Raw genomic sequence first — 16541 nt, 5'->3', positions numbered from 1 at the left:
TAATTGAACAGGGCTCAAAATCAGCCCTGCTTATTAAGCTAAGTGTTTGATTAGCCGAAGGACTTTCCTAGTCCTTTAAGCATGGTAACCTTTTCACGCATCAAAATGGACGACTTTTCCATCTTTTCTACTTGTTCCAGGTTTTTTGTCGAAGAATATGAGATTTGGTTAACATTGTTACTGATTTCAGCTGAGACCATTCCTTGCTCTTCGGCTGCAGTGGCAATCTGAGTCGATATTTCTGCCATTTCATCAACCATAGCAACAACCTCTCTAATACTTTGGGCTGTTGTGTCTGTGTTGTCGACACATTCTTTGGTCTTCTCAATACTGACGGTTGTCCGTGACTGCCATTGGTTCAAGGTTGAGTTAATATCGCTGATGCCATGCTGTATTTTCTCGGTGGCACCATGTGTTCGTTGCGATAGAGCACGGACCTCATCGGCGACGACAGCAAACCCGCGTCCTTGCTCTCCCGCTCTGGCGGCTTCGATAGCAGCATTCAGTGCCAGCAGGTTCGTCTGCTCAGCTATGCCCTGTATTTCTACCATCATGGTTTCTATCTGATCGGAGACTTTGACCAGAGACTTAGCTGTCTCGGCGGTATTTTCTGTTTCCTGTTCCAATTCATTGATAGCCTGCTGGGTTGAATTGAGCGCTTCGGTGGTTTTGATACATTGCTGTTGTGCGGTGGCAACTTTGTCTGCTGTTAGCTGGGTGTTTTGAGCAATTTCGTTAGATACCGTTGATAGCTCGGTGATGGCCGAGGCAATCATTTGTGTTTCCTTGTCTTGCTCGGTGATAGATGCCTTGGCTGATGTGGAGGCCTGTTGCAGCGTATCAGCAACGCTTGCCAGTGTGCTTGAGGCATCATCGACACGTCCCAGTACGGTTTTCAGCCGGGCATCACCTAACTGGAGGTGAAACTTGGCAATAGACTCTTTTGTATCTCCGCTATAGATGATCCGGGTTAGGCTGTCGTACTGATTTGTTAGTTGTTTTAAAAAGGAAGGTGTTGTCAGTAACTCGTTTCGAAAGAGCAAGAACACCAGAACTAGAGGCAGTAGGGCGCTGAACTCCGCATAGTCAGGCATAAAGAAAGGCATGGCAATTATCGTCAAGACGGTCATTATCAGACACAGCAACACTTTATGTGTGATAGAAAGCTGGAATGAATATGGGTTTTTCTGTTGGTTGAGTTGCCGGTAGATTTGCTCAGCTTTGGAAATCATTTCACTGCTGGGCTTGCGCCTGACCGACTGGTACCCGCAGACTTGGTTGTTCTGATACAGTGGAGTGACATAAGCGTCTACCCAGTAGTGGCTACCGTCTTTGCAGCAATTTTTGACAATACCTCGCCATGATTGCTCTGCCTTGAGATGCTGCCATAAGTCAGCGAAGGCTTGTGGCGGCATGTCGGGGTGTCGGATAATATTGTGGTGTTGTCCAACAAGCTCGTCAGCTGAGTAGCCACAAATGTCAACGAATTCGTCGTTTGCATAGGTAATGACCCCCTTCAAATCGGTGGTCGTAACCAGCTGGGCATTGGGAGCCAAGACTATTTCATTGTCTGTGACATGGGTATTCTTTCGCATAGATATTCCCTCTCTACATCAAAAGTCATGGCTCGATAGCTGAAGCTTTATCATTGGCTCCACAAGTCATTACAAAAAGTGCGGTATAACTCCGCTTAAAATCAAATGTAGATGGGATATCACTTATATACATAATTGAATTTTGGGCGGTTTCTTACTTTTCAGGGGATTGGGCTTAATATTGTTCGATTCTTCTTATTATTAGTTATCTATGCAACGAGTGTCAGCCTCGATGACTGATTTTTTAATAAATACAGTATAAAGTTTCAGTGAGTTTGATTTTATAAAATGTTCAAGCCAAATAACGAAGCTGGCGGGGATGATCTGCGGATTTAACCTTGTGAATAAGGTTAATATTTATTTAGGTGTCTGATTATAAAAAAAAGCCCGCATATCATGCGGGCTATTAAATACTTGATGGTTCGACTTAGGCTGCTGGCACCATAACTTGGGTCGCAATGATTACCACGATAATACCAACAAAGACCGGAACAGAAGTACGTTTAACCACTTCGAACGGAGATAGCTTCGCCATGCCTGAACAGGCAACAACAACACCAGATACCGGAGAAATGGTACGGCCAAGGTTAGATGCCTGAAGCATAGGAATAACCAGGTATGCCGGGTTGATGCCCATTTTTGCCGCAAGGCTAGGAATAAGCTCAACGAATGCGTAGAACGGCGCGTTACCTGAACCGGTAGTGACAGCTGCAATTGCTGTGATACCAACCAATAGGATCATCAGGAAGATACCGCCGGCACCCGCGATTTCAGCAAGGTGAAGCAGGTTGTCGATGAAACCGACAGATTTCAAACCTTGTGCGAAAACACCCGCTGCAATCAACAGCATAACCACGCCAGAGAAGGCATCTGCCATCCCTTTATACGCAGCATCCAGGCCTTCAAATACCATCTTTGAGTTACGGTGACGAATAAGTTCGATCACCGCAGCAAGGAACATACAGATCACCAGAATAGTGACGATGTGTAGTTCCGGGAACAGCTTACCGCTAAACAGCAATACACCGATGATCGGCGTGAAAGGCAAAACGCAGAAGAATTTTGGCGCATCAACAGTCAGTTCGCTAACGTCCAGTTTTTCGTGAACCACACCTTCTTTGTCATCCAGGTATCGCTGCCAGAAGAAGTGAGCAGCCGCCATGGCGATAATAGCGACAATAGAAATTGGCAGCGTTGTCTTGAAGGCAAAATCAATCAGCTCCATACCTGCTGCTTCAGCAGCGACAACGACATCACCCGAAGTTGGGGATAGAATGATAGCAGCCGGTGATGCACAGATTGCGGCTGCTGCGCCGCGGCTGATGCCCATATTAACCATCAGCGGGAACAAGGTTGCCATTAGCAATACGCCCAGACCAGTTGCAGATGAAACGGCAAGAGACATCAGGCAGGCAACGAAGTAGGTGGCGACCATCAGAATGTAAGGAGACTTGATAAACTGTAGTGGTTTGGACGCCATTTTCACGACCATGTCGTTGGCACCGATCTTGGTCATGTAAGCTGCAAAGCCACATAGCATCATGATCATCATGCCAAGTCCGCCGGCGCGGTACATTAGCAGGTATTTAATATACTCAAAGACATCAGTGACAGCGTTGCCTGTTGACGTGACGCCAGTAGGCAGCACGTTCTTACCTAACGCCGCTGTGATGGCAAGTAAAATAATACCGCCAGTTAATAGCACTCCAGTTGCTGTATATCCTTTGAAGATGTATCGACCTACACCCGCAGCAACCAGAAGACCAATTATAAGCTCCAACATGGAAGTGTCCTCTTAAACTACAAAATTAAACCAATTAAAAGAAAATGTGTGTATATAAAAACACTTTATTACACATTATTTATGGCTAATTTACCTAATTGGTGGCATTTACTCGACATATAACGGTGGTATTTATGATCTAAAGCAGTATTTTAGGCGGCGTATTTTTATTGTGCTACTGGCTTGAAAACTAATGTGTAAAAAGCTGTAACAAAAAGGTTAACTGATAGTTTTGAAGGAAATTCTAATAAAATAGCAATATAGCGTCATTATAAGAACTGTTGCTTATAAAGTATGGAGTAGTTGATAGTAAAATTGGTTAGTGATGGTTGCTATTGGCAGTGTTGTTTAACAAATTCCATAAAGGCACGATCAGCGACTGACAAGTACCCGTTCTTTCGCCAGGCAATAGCAATATCCAAATATACAGGCTGCTTAAAAGGAATGGCCGACAGCCCTTTTTCATGCTGTGTCACCATCTCCAACAGAGCGGTAATGGCAAAATCATTACGGACTATTTGTAATATCATTGGCAACAGGTTTGTTTCGAAGGCTATTTGAGGTGTTAGTTGGTGGTGATGGCAAACATCATCAATGAATTCGCGGTGAAAATAACCTTGCTTGAACATCACAAGTTCATTTTTGAAAAAATCACTGAAACTGATCGTCTTCTGCTGGGCTAACGGGTTTCCCTCGCCAACAACAGCCACCATTTGTGAGTTAATAAGGTGTTCGGTGATAAGGCTGTCGGGAACATCGGCGTTGTGGATAATTCCGAGATCCAGCTCGCCATTTAATAGCATTTTGCGGATTGATTGGGTACCCGCTTCGACAATGGTCAGTTTTAAATTGGGGTACTGGCTTTTGAATCCCATCAGGATCTCGGGGAAAAAATACGATCCGAGCATACTTGGTAACCCAAGTCGGACTTCGCCTTTTTCCAGTCCCCTTAACTCCGCCATTGCGATGTTGGCATCTTCCATTTGCTGGAGAATGAGTCTGGCGTGTTCAAGCAGAATGTTGCCTTCATGGGTGAGCATGACCTTGCGATCGTTACGATGAAAAAGTGGTAGCTCAAGCTGGTTTTCAAGCTTTTTAATCGCAATGCTGAGCGCCGGCTGGGCGATATGCAGACGTTCGGCTGCCCGGGTGAAATTGCCCGTTTCAGCCAGCATGACGAAGTAGGTGAGTTGACGAATATCCATTGACTATAAACAAAAGCTATCATCCCTATATTTTTAATATATTTTCATTATTGGGGATGAATTGCTACCGTTTTATTAGATTTCAACGGTATGGCTCTCGATAATGATTGATTTAAAAACCCCTGCTTATAAACGTGCCAGCTTTGCTCTTGCCCTGGGCTCCTTTTTGGTTTTTTGTAATCTTTATCTGTTTCAGCCAATGCTACCGTTGATGGCCAACGAGTTTTCGGCCACGGCAACAGAAGTCAATTGGTTGCTGGCAGCAGGAACATTGTCACTGGCCGTGATGCTTGTGCCCTGGGCGGTTGGTTCAGAAGTGATAGGTCGTCGTCGTGTGATGCTTATCAGTTTGTTTTTGTTGCCTGTAGTCGGTTTGTTGATGCTCGGTGCCGAGAACTTATTGATGCTGAGCCTTGCCCGGGCCGGTATGGGGGCGGCTCTCGCAGGTTTTGCGGCAGTGGCTGTTGCCTATATGGCCGAAGAGTTTACTCCTCGGGCCTTGATGGTTGCCGTCGGCGGCTATATCAGTGCCAACTCGCTGGGAGGGATTGTCGGTCGTCTGGCGGGCGGGTTTATCTCCGATCACTGGGGGTGGCAGGCGGCGGTGATCAGTATGGCGTTATTCAGTCTTGTTATTGCTTTGCTTGTGTGGAAACTACTGCCACCACAGCAACACTTTGTCGCTAGAAAAGGCCAGTTGAGACTGCATACCCAGAGTGTATTACAGCACTTGAGAAAGCCGACTCTGTGGTATGCGATGCTGATAGGTGGAGTGAACTTTGCCCTTTTTGTGAACCTGTATACGGTGATGGGCTTTCGTCTGGTCGCCGAACCGTATTCGGTGCCAGTGAGCTGGGCTTCTATGATTTTTCTGTGTTATCTCACCGGTACCCTGAGTGCCAAGTTCAGTGGTAGGTGGAGCCAGTCTTATAATCCGATCTCAGGGATGATTATAGGGACAACGGTGAGTGTCATTGGTATGTGGGTGGCTGCGATAGAAACCATTCCAGCGATGATGACAGGCCTGATGCTGATAAGCTCCGGCGCTTTTTTTACCCACTCGTTGGCTTATGCCTGGGTGAGCCAGAAAGCGACAACGGCCAAGGCAACAGCCACAGCATTGTACCTTGTCCACTATTATGCCGGAGGAAGTCTCGGGGGCTTTTACCTGATAGCTTGTTGGCAATATGGAGCGTGGCAAGGTGTATTGCTAGGCGGTATGGTGCTGTATGGGGTGATTTACCTGTTGTGCCTTCGACTGATGAGCAAAGAAAAAGTCGCAGTAAAAGAAAAGGCCGCAGCAAAAGATATTCAACCAGCGGCCTGAAGAACAAAGTATACCCAAGCTACCTCAAGATGCTCGTTTCAGCGAGAATTACTTGGCTTGTAGGCTAGGCACCGATTCGAAAATCTAGTGGCTCTAAATTAACAATCGGTAACAACGCATAGAAGCCAAGTAAACTCGCCCTTTGGGAATGAGCCAGCGAACCCATTTCTGTGTCAAATAACGTTGAAAGGGAATAGCCATTCCTACCGTCATTTTCCTTGAACTGAGCTCGCTGGTCTCATTCTGAATCCTGCATCTTGAGGTAGCTTGGGTATATAGTATTTAATATTTAAACTGACTGACGACTTCTCCGAGCTGTCCGGCCATCTTAGAAACGTCCTGACTGGCTTGAGAGGACTGGCCGACAGCTGACGCCGTACTCATCGCCAGTTCTGAAATACGGGAGATATTTTTATCGATTTCAGCAGACACCATGGCCTGTTGCTCCGAGGCCGAGGCTATCTGCAGGTTTTTGTCCGAGATATCGGTAATCGCAGTCACAATACGGTTGACGGAATCCGTTGCCTGGTTGGTCTGGGTAACCGTCAGTTCAGTCTGTGACTGGCTTTTTTGCATAATAGTTACACTTTCTTCGACGCCAGAGTGCAATCGTTCGATGGTGTGCTCTATTTCCTGAGTAGAACTATGGGTGCGCTGAGCCAGTTGTCGGACTTCGTCGGCAACGACGGCAAAGCCGCGGCCATGTTCGCCGGCTCTTGCAGCCTCGATGGCGGCATTGAGGGCCAGCAGGTTGGTTTGCTCTGTAATATCACGGATCACGGCAATCACTTTGTTAATGTTGCTGCTTTCAGTCTCAAGGCGCTCAATTAGCGTTTGAGATTCTGCAATATCTGAAGCCAGCGCCTGAATAGACTCTCCGGCTTGCTCGCTAGTTTGCAGGCTGTTTTGCGCTTCAAGTTTCACTTTTTCAGCGGAGTCGGCGGCATCATTAATATTGCTGGCGATCTCATTACTGGTAGCCAACAGCTGATTGATTGCCGCAGCAACGCTGGAAGACTCAGCCTGTTGCTGCTCAGCATTTTCCAGACTGTTATCGGAAGCCGACGTTGACTCTGAGGCCGCATGAGAGAGCTGCTGCGAGATGTCGGCGATACCAGTGACGATTGTTTGCAGTTTGGAGGTAAACTTGTCGAAAGAGTGGCTGAGCTCTGCCAGTTCATCCTTGCCGTTATCATTCATTCTGACCGTTAAGTCACCATTGCCTTCGGCGATGTCTTTCATCATGCGGTTGACTGTGGCCAGACGCTTGGTGATCTTGCGGCTGAATGTCAGCAGGACAATGGTCATGAACAGGGTGATTGCTGCACCACTGATAGCTAGCGTGAGTTTTTCCTGATATTGCTGATGATTGATATCGTCAATAAGTGCCAGCTCTAGGCGGTCGATTTCAGCTTCGACAACATGCACCTTCTTTCTCAGCTCACCATATAAGCCTTCGGTATGGCTAAGACCAATTGTGGTGTAGCCATCAACCAGTTCTTCGAACATCATCTGGTACATTATCAGGCTTCGCCTCAGTCCTCTCTGCTCGGCGCGACTGTACGACTTTTCCTTGATGGCTTGCTGCAGGGTGTCGATGTTGTTGTTGAAGTAGCCAAGGTGGTCTGTATTTTTGGTGATGATGAAGTCTTTCTCGTTGCGCCTGAGCGTCAGTAGCATACGGTAGAGCTGCTCGTCGCCAGTAGCCAGTATCTTTTCTTCGGCTTCGTTAGCCGCATTGTTGATATTGCCTCGCAGGCCATTCTCCATTGTCAGGCCTATCAGGACACTCTGATCAGTGATTTCATTAAACTGGGTTGAATACTGATCGAGCACTTCCAGCACATAGTCAAAGCTGCTGCCATGCTGAGAGCTGTATTGGCTAAGAATGGTTTGAACCCGGACTATCCGATCAGATAGGGCAATCTGGTCAGTATTAAACTCTTCTATATATTTGGCATCCAATCGGGCCAGGAAGTCTTTTTCATGGCGGCGCAGTTTCAGTAAATCAGCTTTACTGTGCGCGGTTTCCTGAGCAGCAAACTGTAAGTCATCGATTTTCTTGAAAGAAACCATTTCGAACAAGCCGAAGGCGAGCATTGAAGCGACAAGAATAAAACTGATCAGGTATAGCTTAGCTTTGATTGTCTGAACAGACAGTATGCGCATGGTTTACCCCCTTAATGATAGTTAGCACCGTCTCTACACGATGATCTTCATAGGGCCGCTATCGGCTGTTGCCATCTTTGGCTACCAGCGCTAGCTACTGCATACTTCAGCTATAGGATGAGGTTCCTGATGCTTCCCTGCGTGTCATTTCTCATTGTTTTAAGATCAGGTTGCCAGAGAAAAATTCCGTCCAGAATGTCGGGCACTATTGCCAGCTTTTCTTCTAGCACAAGAATAACTATAGGATCTCTATCAAGAATTTTGTAATAAAAAGAGGAGAGGGCCGGTTAGGCCCTCTTAGGATCAGGCTAGAGCCATCGCCAAGACTGAGACGGGATGGATGGTTTCAAGGTCGGTATTTTCTTCGATTTGCCATTTACAGGTTTCACAGTCCGTAATGGCGAAATCAGCATTTTCCTGGCGAATTTGCTTGAACAACTTGCTGCCGATAGCCATCGAGGTGTCATAGTTCTCGGTTTTGAAGCCGTAGGTTCCGGCTAGACCACAGCACTGGCTGTCCAGCACCACCAGTTCCAGGCCAGGGATCATCTTCAGAAGTTCAATGGTATACAGGCTGCCACCAGTACGCTCTAGGTGACACGGCGTGTGATATACCACTTTCTTATTGACCGGCTTCATTTTCGGCATATTGCCATTCATAAAGCTTCTTAGAAGAAAGCGGGTAACGAACTCGATTCTGTCGGCCACCTGGCTGTTATCAACTTTGAGTACCTCTGGGTATTCTTCGCGCAAGGTGAAAGAACAGGTCGATGATGTCGAGATGATAGGCGCATCATACTTTTCGATGGCATCGGTAAAGTTCTTGATGTTCAGCTTGGCGTTTTTCTTGGCTTTATCAAAGAAGCCGTTGGCGATGAGCGGCACGCCGCAGCATTTCTCTTTGTCGAGCAGCTGGACACCGATGCTCATGGCGTTCATGACTTTGACGAAGTCTTTACCTAGCTGAGGGTGGTTATAGTTTACATAGCAGCCGTGGAAGTAATGTACCTGCTTGGGATACAGCGCCTGGCTGGTGCAGTTTTGCTTGTACCAGCGACGGAATGTGCCATGGGAGTACTTCGGCAGGCTTTTATGATCGTGCACGCCGATGGTTTTGTGCATGATCTTTTTCACCGGCTTCATACCAGTGATGGCGTTAACAACAGGGGCAAATGGGGTTGCTGCTGTTCCCATCAGATCGGTATGGCTGAGTACAAAGTCACGGATAGTCTTGATGTTCAGCGGCATTTTGGCATGCTCGTCGCGGGCGACGGCAATCATATCGCCAATCTTGACTCCGGAAGGACAGGCCGTTTCACAGCGCTTGCAGTTGGTACACAGCTTCAGGGTTTCATCATAAAACTCAGGACTCTTGATTCGCAGACGCTCGCCATCCGGGCCACATTGCTTCGGCCCCGGATACTGCGGGTTGGCCTTTGCGACTGGGCAGTAGACGGTACATACAGTGCACTTGATACATTGATCAAAGCTGGTGTCTTTTTTTGGAAGGCTCATGCGATAGTCCTTTCTTGTTGTACGTTTTCTGTTGTTTGGTGCTGCGCTTTAATCATTTTCTCGGCAACATGATAGCCGGTGCTGATGGCGACACCGCTGCCGCAGCCTTCGAAGACCGGATCATAATGGGCAAGCAGGGCGCCTGCGCAGTACAGATTGCTGATGCTCTGGTTGTTGATAGATGGCTGTAGCTGAGAATTGCAGGTGACACCCATCTTGAGGAACGGATGACTCTGCTTGGCAAAGAACTCAGGTTGATACCAGTGATCGCGATGTGGCAGATCAGTCATGTCCAGACCGAAGATTGGTTCTTCGATAGCATGTCTTTGTGCACTCATACCACGGCTGAAGAAACTACCGCTGGCAATGAGGTAATTGTCAGCAACGAGCGGCATGTCATGATGGTGCTTGGTATAAATACGTTTTAGCTCGCCGTCTTCGAATTCACCGCGCTTTACTTCGTCACCGGCAAGGATCAAGCCGCCTAGCGCTTTGAAGTGAGACTTCATGGCTTCTTCCAGACGAATACCCAGCAGAGAAGGTGGCATGGTTGGGATCTCACAGATCTTAAAGCCAGTCAGCCCTTCAAGCAGCTTAATAGTCGCCGCCCCGTCGCCATTGCCAAAAATGGACGGCAGAATCACAAGATCGGCTTTGCCGACGTGTTGGATTAATGACTTGGCAAAAGCACAAAGCTTGGTTTCGTCACGTAGCACCCGGGAGAGATCGATGGAGCGAAATTCACACGGGTTACGTTGCATTGTCTCGAAGTCAGGTAGCTCGACGGCAGCTGTCGTGATGGTGACATCTTTAAACTGCGGTAGCTTCGCCAGGTTGTCGGCCGCCAGTTTAGGCTGGAAATCACGGAAACCGTCAATTGTAACGAGGGCAACACTGCTCAGACCTTTCGCGACATCCTTTAGGGGGAATTGATGGACGGTTTGCTGAGATAACCAGGTAGAGCGGAAAGTGCCCATAGGTGTGACGCGCAAATGGTTGGCTCCATCTTCCTGAGCTGTCAGGTAGACGCCGCATTTTTCCATCATCGACTGATACCAATCGAGAGCGTCACGTGTCGTTTTTTCACCCAGCTTGCTGTAGGGATGCTCCGGGCTTTGGTTTTTCAGTTCGTCAAAGGCACTGAATGGGTTGGCGACTGGTTGGCCGTCAGGCAGGCGGCTCAGTACATCGATAGATCCCGACGAAAAGTGCAGGGCACTTTGGCCTGCAGCAATAACTGCTGTCTTTAACCCAGCCTCGGCACAGCGGATCGCACAACTTAGGCCGGCAACACCGCCACCAATAATTACGCTATCAAATTTCATTGCTCGACCTCGTCTGCTGTTTCGCTTGTTGTTTTGTTTGTGGCGTTTGTTGCTGTACTGGATGCCTGATGTGTTGTTTCCGGTTGTTGTTCCGGGAGATCACTGACACCAAACAAGCCTTCGTAGATCCAGTAGGTAAACTCGCCTTCGCGCATAGCATCGCCCCAGAATACCGGCTTTATACCTTTCCAGCGTTCTTCAAGGAATTCGCCCAGTAGGTGGCTCGCTTCGGTCCCTGATGTTTTGCCGTACTCCGAGAATAAGCCAGCGGCACGGTAAGAGCAGAGTTCTCCCTGGCATGGCCCCATACCAACGCGGGTACGGCGACGTAAATCAACCAGGTTATGGACATCAAGCTCTTTGATGGCGTATTCCACTTCGCCACAAGTAACCATCTCGCATTCGCAGATCACGGCCTGGCTCTTCTTGTCGCCCTTGAGGAACTTCTCGGCCCGCTCGCCATGACGGTAGTAGGCGGACTGATAGACAGGTTTGGCAAGACTAGCTGTTTTCTTGGTTTTCTCGGTTGCTTGCTCCGAGCCGGGCAGTGGTTTTTCATGGGTAATACATGGTTGCGAGTTGCCCAGTTTTTTGGCAACTAGATCGGTCGTCCATTCAGCCATCATGCGGTATGTCATCAGCTTGCCGCCGGTGATGGTTACGAAGCCGTCCATGCCATCTCGTTCTGCATGGTCTAGCAATACAATGCCGCGGCTGATATTACGGCCGCTGGTATCACCGTCGACGGCAACGAGAGGGCGGACACCCGCGTAGGCACGAAGAACACGGGTGTTGGCCATGATAGGCGCAAGCTTGGCGCCTTCCTCAAGCAACACATCGATCTCTTTACTGGTGACATGCAAGTCGTCGATCTTGTCGTAATCGATACGCTCAGAAGTGGTTCCGATCAGAGAAATCGTGTCACCGGGTACCAGAATATCGGCATCCGACGGTTTACGGCAGCGGTTGATGACAAGGTTATTGATCCGGTAGTCGAGGATCAGTAGGGATCCTTTGGCAGGGAACATCTTGATATTGAGATCCCCATACTCACAGATCTGTTGACCCCAGATCCCTGCAGCATTGACAACCTGCTTGGCGTAAATCTCAAAATGTTCGCCCGTTTTCGTGTTCAGACAGTTAACGCCTTTCACTGTGTGGCCGTCTCGGATCAGGCCAGTCACAATCGTGTGATTGAACAGGCGAGCACCATGCTCGACTGCATCAAGTACGTTGGAAGCGGCAAGGCGAAACGGATCAAGCGTACCGTCAGGTACCTTGACGGCACCAATCAAATCCGGGTTACAGTTAGGCTCTAGTCTCAGTGCCTCTTGCGGTGTCAGCTGCTCGACATCAATGTCTGCTTTCTGGCAGGACGAAAGAAAAGTTTTCTGAAAATCGAGATCATCGTCCGGCAGTGAAATAAACAGCCCCTGCGTATCTTCCACACAGTGGCGAGCAATCTTTTTGAGGATGCGGTTTTCTTGAATGCACTCTTCAGCGGATTCCTGATCCGTGACGGCATAACGAGCGCCCGAGTGGAGTAGGCCGTGGTTACGTCCGGTCGTACCTGAAGCAAGGTCATCCCTTTCAACCAGAATACATGCCATTCCTCGTAACGCACAATCACGCATGATGCCTGTGCCGGTTGCGCCACCGCCGATAATAACAACGTCTGTTTCAAACCAACTAGTCATGTTCGTTTTCGCTTATTGTTTTGGTCAGTTACTCAGGAACTGTTTGATTCCCTATCTCATAGGAATAAATATGCCACTTTTGCTGCGGGTATTATTTGATCTAATACACATAAATGAGCGAACGAACATTCGTTCGCGCTATAAGGGGCTTGATTGCATGAAAAGCAAACAAAAAAAGAGCCGTTCGGCTCTTTTTCGAAGGAAGGTATGTGTAAAAATTAGGCGATTGCCTTTCGGCGCTCATTTCCATGGTACTGAAAACCAACTGGATGAAAGCGGCTGCAGTCACGGCCGGAGTCTTTGCACTCATAAAGAGCACGATCTGCCCGTTCAATCATGGAAGAGAGCGTATCGCCGCAGGAATAGGTAGAGATGCCGATACAGGTGGTGATCTGTAGCTTGGTATCGGCATAGCCGATTGGCAATTCAAGTTGGCGAATGTAATGAAGCATGCGTTCCGCAATCTTTTCGGCCATGTCAGAATTACAACGAGGCAAGCACAGGATGAACTCTTCGCCGCCGTAGCGGCCAAACAGATCGGTTTTTCGGATCTTGCTTTGCATGAAATCAGCAAATCCCCGTAACACTTTATCGCCCGCGCCATGTCCCCAGGTGTCGTTAATTCGCTTGAACTTGTCGATATCGAAAATCAACACCGAAAATGGCTGGCCTTTATTTTCGCAGTGGGAAATTGACTTGTTTGCCAGTTGCAGGAGCATACGACGGTTATAAATGCCGGTTAACGGGTCCAAAGTGGCCTGGCGATACAGGCGCATTAGCATATATAGCTTGGACAGCTGCGACCAGATCACCATCATTGCCAGGACATTTTGCAGCCAATAGTCAGCAAGGTTTTCGGGTGTAAGTAGCCTGTCAGCCTGAAACTCAACAAAAAGCTGAGTAACAGCAGTAATAAAAAGCAGCCCGAGGCTTTCTTTTATGGTGACTGGAAGAATGGTCAATATGGCGACATGCAGGATAGGAAGCAGGGTATAACCGTATTCAATGCCACTATTGCCGTTGGGAAAGTCGAGCACCTGCATCGAATACAAGTAGAACAAGTTCAATCCAATTACCATCAAAGTCATACACCATTGGGCTTTTTTCAACGACGTTTGACGGCTGTTGTATTTGGCAATGGTAAATAAATATGCAGCGAGGGCAGCACGAGAAATAGCAATTTCGATCCCCTGCGAGCCGGAAAGGAACATTAAATCGAAAGGAACCCAGAGAACAATTAAGATTCCCCAGACGATGGCGAGCATCGAGATGCGGTCACGCAGATAGCCGCTTCGGGTGTTTTGAAAACTGGCGCTGTGCGCTTTTGCACTCCATAAATCAGGAATATACAGCTTAAGCGTCTTAAAAAGCTGCTCTTGATTATCCTGCATTCCTTTATTCGGGTTAGTCATTTTCGCCCTGTATGTTATGTGTCTGACTACCTATTTAGGGTTTAATTGCATAAAAAATGACGCAGCGCAAAGTCAACACAAACTGTCCGTGATTAGTGGGTAATTATTCTACATATTGAATAAACAAACCGTGACCTTGATCCAGTATATTGATTGGTTTTTCTAATGTGACTGGATGAATTAATTAATAGGTTAATCGTTCTTGGTTGAAAAATTTGCCGGTGAGTACTTTTACCGTGGTACTTCATTGTGCAATCAAACAGTGAACTTGATATGATCCTTCCCAATTTTTTATTGATACAAGTTAAAGCATGATTACAGGTTATTTGACGTTTCTGATCCCCGCACTGCTGGGGGCACAATTGATTTTGACGTTGGTGTTAACCAAGGGGGAAATCTGTCCGGGTCAACGAGGCAGGGTACATAAAATGTTGCCTGTAATCTTAGTGGGTTGGCTTGTTGCGGTCATTAGCCACCCGGTAGCTCTATTACCTTTGTTAGTGCTGGGCTTTTTTACCTTTAAGGTCAAGACGGGCAAAACCCGTGACGCGGGGCCGCTCAAGGCTCTGTACGCGGCCGATGTGCTGGCAGCACTGAGCTGGTTATTGCTTCTGCCGACAATGAGCCTGCCTCAAATTGGCCTGAGCCTGATGGCTGTGGCACTGTTTGGCGCCTCTCTGGCCCATTTGTTGTTGACGCTGGCAAGAACTCGCCTGCAGGCTTTTCACCGTATTTTGCCATTTACCGGTTTTGTCAGCGCGATTATGAGCGTCTTGTTGATGTTATGGCTCTTGACTGGGATGGAGGAATCCGCACTACAGGCCATGACTGCAGATGTTGTCGGGGCATTGGCCTTATTAGTGTTGGCACTATTGGTCTGGGGGGGCCACATTCTGCTGACCAAGACGGTTAATCGCTGGCAGCTTTTGGTCGCCTCATCATTGCTGGTGGCATCCGGCAGCATGCAACTGGTGATGTTCTAAGCTACATCACAATATTACGCATTTTCTGTATAAGCCCTTCCATTTGGAAGGGCTTTTGTTAGCAGGCTAACGGAGAATGACTATGCTTATCTTTAGGTACAGACACTGTTACCGTTGCTGTTGAGCTAAGGGGTGAGTATGGAAATTAGCAATCTACTGAATATGGATGGCAATATCGTTCTTGGCATTGTAAATGAACGGCTACGGCTTGAATGCTCGACTATCGAAGAGCTGGTAAGTCGTTATGAGCTGGATAACGATGAATTGAATGAGAAGATGGAAGCGCTGGGTTATCACTACGATCCCATCTCAAATCAGTTTAAATAAAAGCTGGATAACAACTTAACGCTTTAGGCGCTTTTAATTCCCTCAAGATGGGTTTGGCATTGCTGCTTGGCGGTTGCAAAAAACGCCTGCAGATAATGCCTTTCCCGCTCTGAAGCTCGAATGGCTGCAAATAGCCTTCGCCATAGTCCCTCTCCAAGCGGTTTGCTCACGACCAGCCCCTGACGGGCAAAATCATAAATGGCCCAGTTAGGCAAGGCGGCAACCCCCAGTCCGGCCGACACCATCTGGACCAGCATCAGGGTATTGTCGGCTTGTTTCCAGTTTTCTGGCTCGATATCTGCCGGTTGCAAGAAGTGTTTCACCACATCCAGGCGTCCTTTTTGAACTGGGTAGCTGAGCATGGTCTGATCGGCGAGATCCTGTGGTGAGATAAAGTCTTTGCTGGCCAATGGAGATTGCGGAGAAACTACCAGACGCATTTCGAAATCAAACAGGGGTTCGAAGTGGACTTCACTGCGGGCCTGAATGTCCGAAGTGATCACCAAGTCGAGTTCACCTGCGCTTAACGCCGGCAGTGGTTCGAATCCGAAACCTGACGAGAAATCCAACGTCACGCTAGGCCAGTGAATCTGGTATTCCTTGAGAGCTGGCATCAACCATTGGAAGCAGGAGTGGCATTCAATAGCCATGTGCAAGCGACCGTTGGCGTCTTCCTTCAGGCTGGCAAGCTCATGCTCGGCTTTGGCGATGCGGGGGATCAGGTCATCTGCGAGTTTGAGGAGGATCTCGCCTTCGGCAGTGAACTTTACCGGCCGGGTTTTCCTTAAAAATAGCTGGCCGCCGAGCCGCTGCTCGAGATCTTTTAGCTGGTGAGACAGGGCGGACTGGGTCAGGCAGAGGGTATTGGCTGTTGCTGTCAGCGAGCCGGTATCCCGTAAGACTGATAATGTTCTTAAGTGTTTAATTTCGATCATGACTTCCTTTACCGTCCTTGTCTCAGATGGCTCATCGCTTTCGTTATCATTTGAAATCCAGCGATTTTCCTGTTGCTGTCCGATGAGCTGATGAGATCAATGTACCTGTAAAAATGAGAAGTGTAAACATCTAGACGTCCAAATGGATTTGTTGTATGAGCCTTGATGATTATTAATTTTTTTCATAATCACTTTGAATTATAAGAAATTGTTCATGTATCGGGGTTAAGTCATTGTTTGGTCATCAACAGTTACCAGCACAGAGAGA

General features: G+C 47.9%; 12 protein-coding genes. 3 read left to right on the top strand and 9 right to left on the bottom strand.

The window, feature by feature from the left end:
* Positions 1-50 precede the first annotated feature (50 nt).
* From L4D19_RS10875 to L4D19_RS10865, 3 genes are all read right to left on the bottom strand, one after another.
* Positions 51-1595, bottom strand: a complete 1545-nt coding sequence (locus tag L4D19_RS10875) for a methyl-accepting chemotaxis protein (RefSeq protein WP_428452483.1) — start codon at positions 1593-1595, stop codon at positions 51-53.
* Between the two features lie 427 nt (positions 1596-2022).
* Positions 2023-3378 carry an anaerobic C4-dicarboxylate transporter DcuC gene (dcuC, locus tag L4D19_RS10870; protein WP_428452482.1) on the bottom strand — a complete coding sequence of 452 codons (1356 nt, stop codon included), beginning with the start codon at positions 3376-3378 and terminating at the stop codon, positions 2023-2025.
* Positions 3379-3710: 332 nt separating this feature from the next.
* Positions 3711-4583, bottom strand: a complete 873-nt coding sequence (locus tag L4D19_RS10865) for a LysR family transcriptional regulator (RefSeq protein ID WP_428452481.1) — start codon at positions 4581-4583, stop codon at positions 3711-3713.
* Between the two features lie 103 nt (positions 4584-4686).
* Between L4D19_RS10865 and L4D19_RS10860 the strand changes: the two genes are divergently transcribed.
* Positions 4687-5910, top strand: a complete 1224-nt coding sequence (locus tag L4D19_RS10860) for an MFS transporter (RefSeq protein ID WP_428452480.1) — start codon at positions 4687-4689, stop codon at positions 5908-5910.
* Between the two features lie 282 nt (positions 5911-6192).
* On the opposite strand, the gene L4D19_RS10855 is transcribed toward L4D19_RS10860, so the two are convergent.
* From L4D19_RS10855 to L4D19_RS10835, 5 genes are all read right to left on the bottom strand, one after another.
* A complete protein-coding gene (locus tag L4D19_RS10855) occupies positions 6193-8079 on the bottom strand; it encodes a methyl-accepting chemotaxis protein (RefSeq protein ID WP_428452479.1) in 1887 nt (628 codons plus the stop codon).
* Between the two features lie 303 nt (positions 8080-8382).
* On the bottom strand, positions 8383-9594 hold the full coding sequence (gene glpC, locus L4D19_RS10850; protein WP_428452478.1) for an anaerobic glycerol-3-phosphate dehydrogenase subunit GlpC: 1212 nt from the start codon (positions 9592-9594) through the stop codon (positions 8383-8385).
* Entirely contained in the window at positions 9591-10919 is a 1329-nt protein-coding gene (glpB, locus tag L4D19_RS10845) for a glycerol-3-phosphate dehydrogenase subunit GlpB (RefSeq protein ID WP_428452477.1), read from the bottom strand. Before glpB ends, glpC begins: the two co-directional genes overlap by 4 nt.
* Positions 10916-12616, bottom strand: a complete 1701-nt coding sequence (glpA, locus tag L4D19_RS10840) for an anaerobic glycerol-3-phosphate dehydrogenase subunit A (RefSeq protein ID WP_428452476.1) — start codon at positions 12614-12616, stop codon at positions 10916-10918. The genes glpB and glpA overlap by 4 nt, the downstream gene beginning before the upstream one ends.
* Before the next feature lie 218 nt (positions 12617-12834).
* On the bottom strand, positions 12835-14028 hold the full coding sequence (locus L4D19_RS10835) for a GGDEF domain-containing protein (RefSeq protein WP_428452475.1): 1194 nt from the start codon (positions 14026-14028) through the stop codon (positions 12835-12837).
* A 311-nt stretch (positions 14029-14339) separates the two neighbouring features.
* Between L4D19_RS10835 and L4D19_RS10830 the strand changes: the two genes are divergently transcribed.
* Both L4D19_RS10830 and L4D19_RS10825 read left to right on the top strand, forming a co-directional pair.
* Entirely contained in the window at positions 14340-15011 is a 672-nt protein-coding gene (locus tag L4D19_RS10830; protein WP_428452474.1) for a hypothetical protein, read from the top strand.
* A 138-nt stretch (positions 15012-15149) separates the two neighbouring features.
* Complete coding sequence (locus L4D19_RS10825; RefSeq protein WP_075763343.1) at positions 15150-15338, top strand: DUF4250 domain-containing protein; 189 nt, start codon at positions 15150-15152, stop codon at positions 15336-15338.
* A gap of 23 nt (positions 15339-15361) precedes the next feature.
* Here the strand turns inward: L4D19_RS10825 and metR are convergent, their stop codons facing one another.
* Positions 15362-16273 (bottom strand): HTH-type transcriptional regulator MetR, encoded by a 912-nt coding sequence (gene metR, locus L4D19_RS10820; RefSeq protein WP_428452473.1) that lies wholly within the window; start codon positions 16271-16273, stop codon positions 15362-15364.
* Positions 16274-16541: the final 268 nt, after the last annotated feature.

The organism is Photobacterium kasasachensis, assembly GCF_050336885.1.
Lineage (GTDB): Bacteria > Pseudomonadota > Gammaproteobacteria > Enterobacterales > Vibrionaceae > Photobacterium > Photobacterium kasasachensis.
The sequence above is the reverse complement of the archived record's forward strand: the minus strand, read 5'-3'. Positions and strand labels throughout refer to the sequence as shown.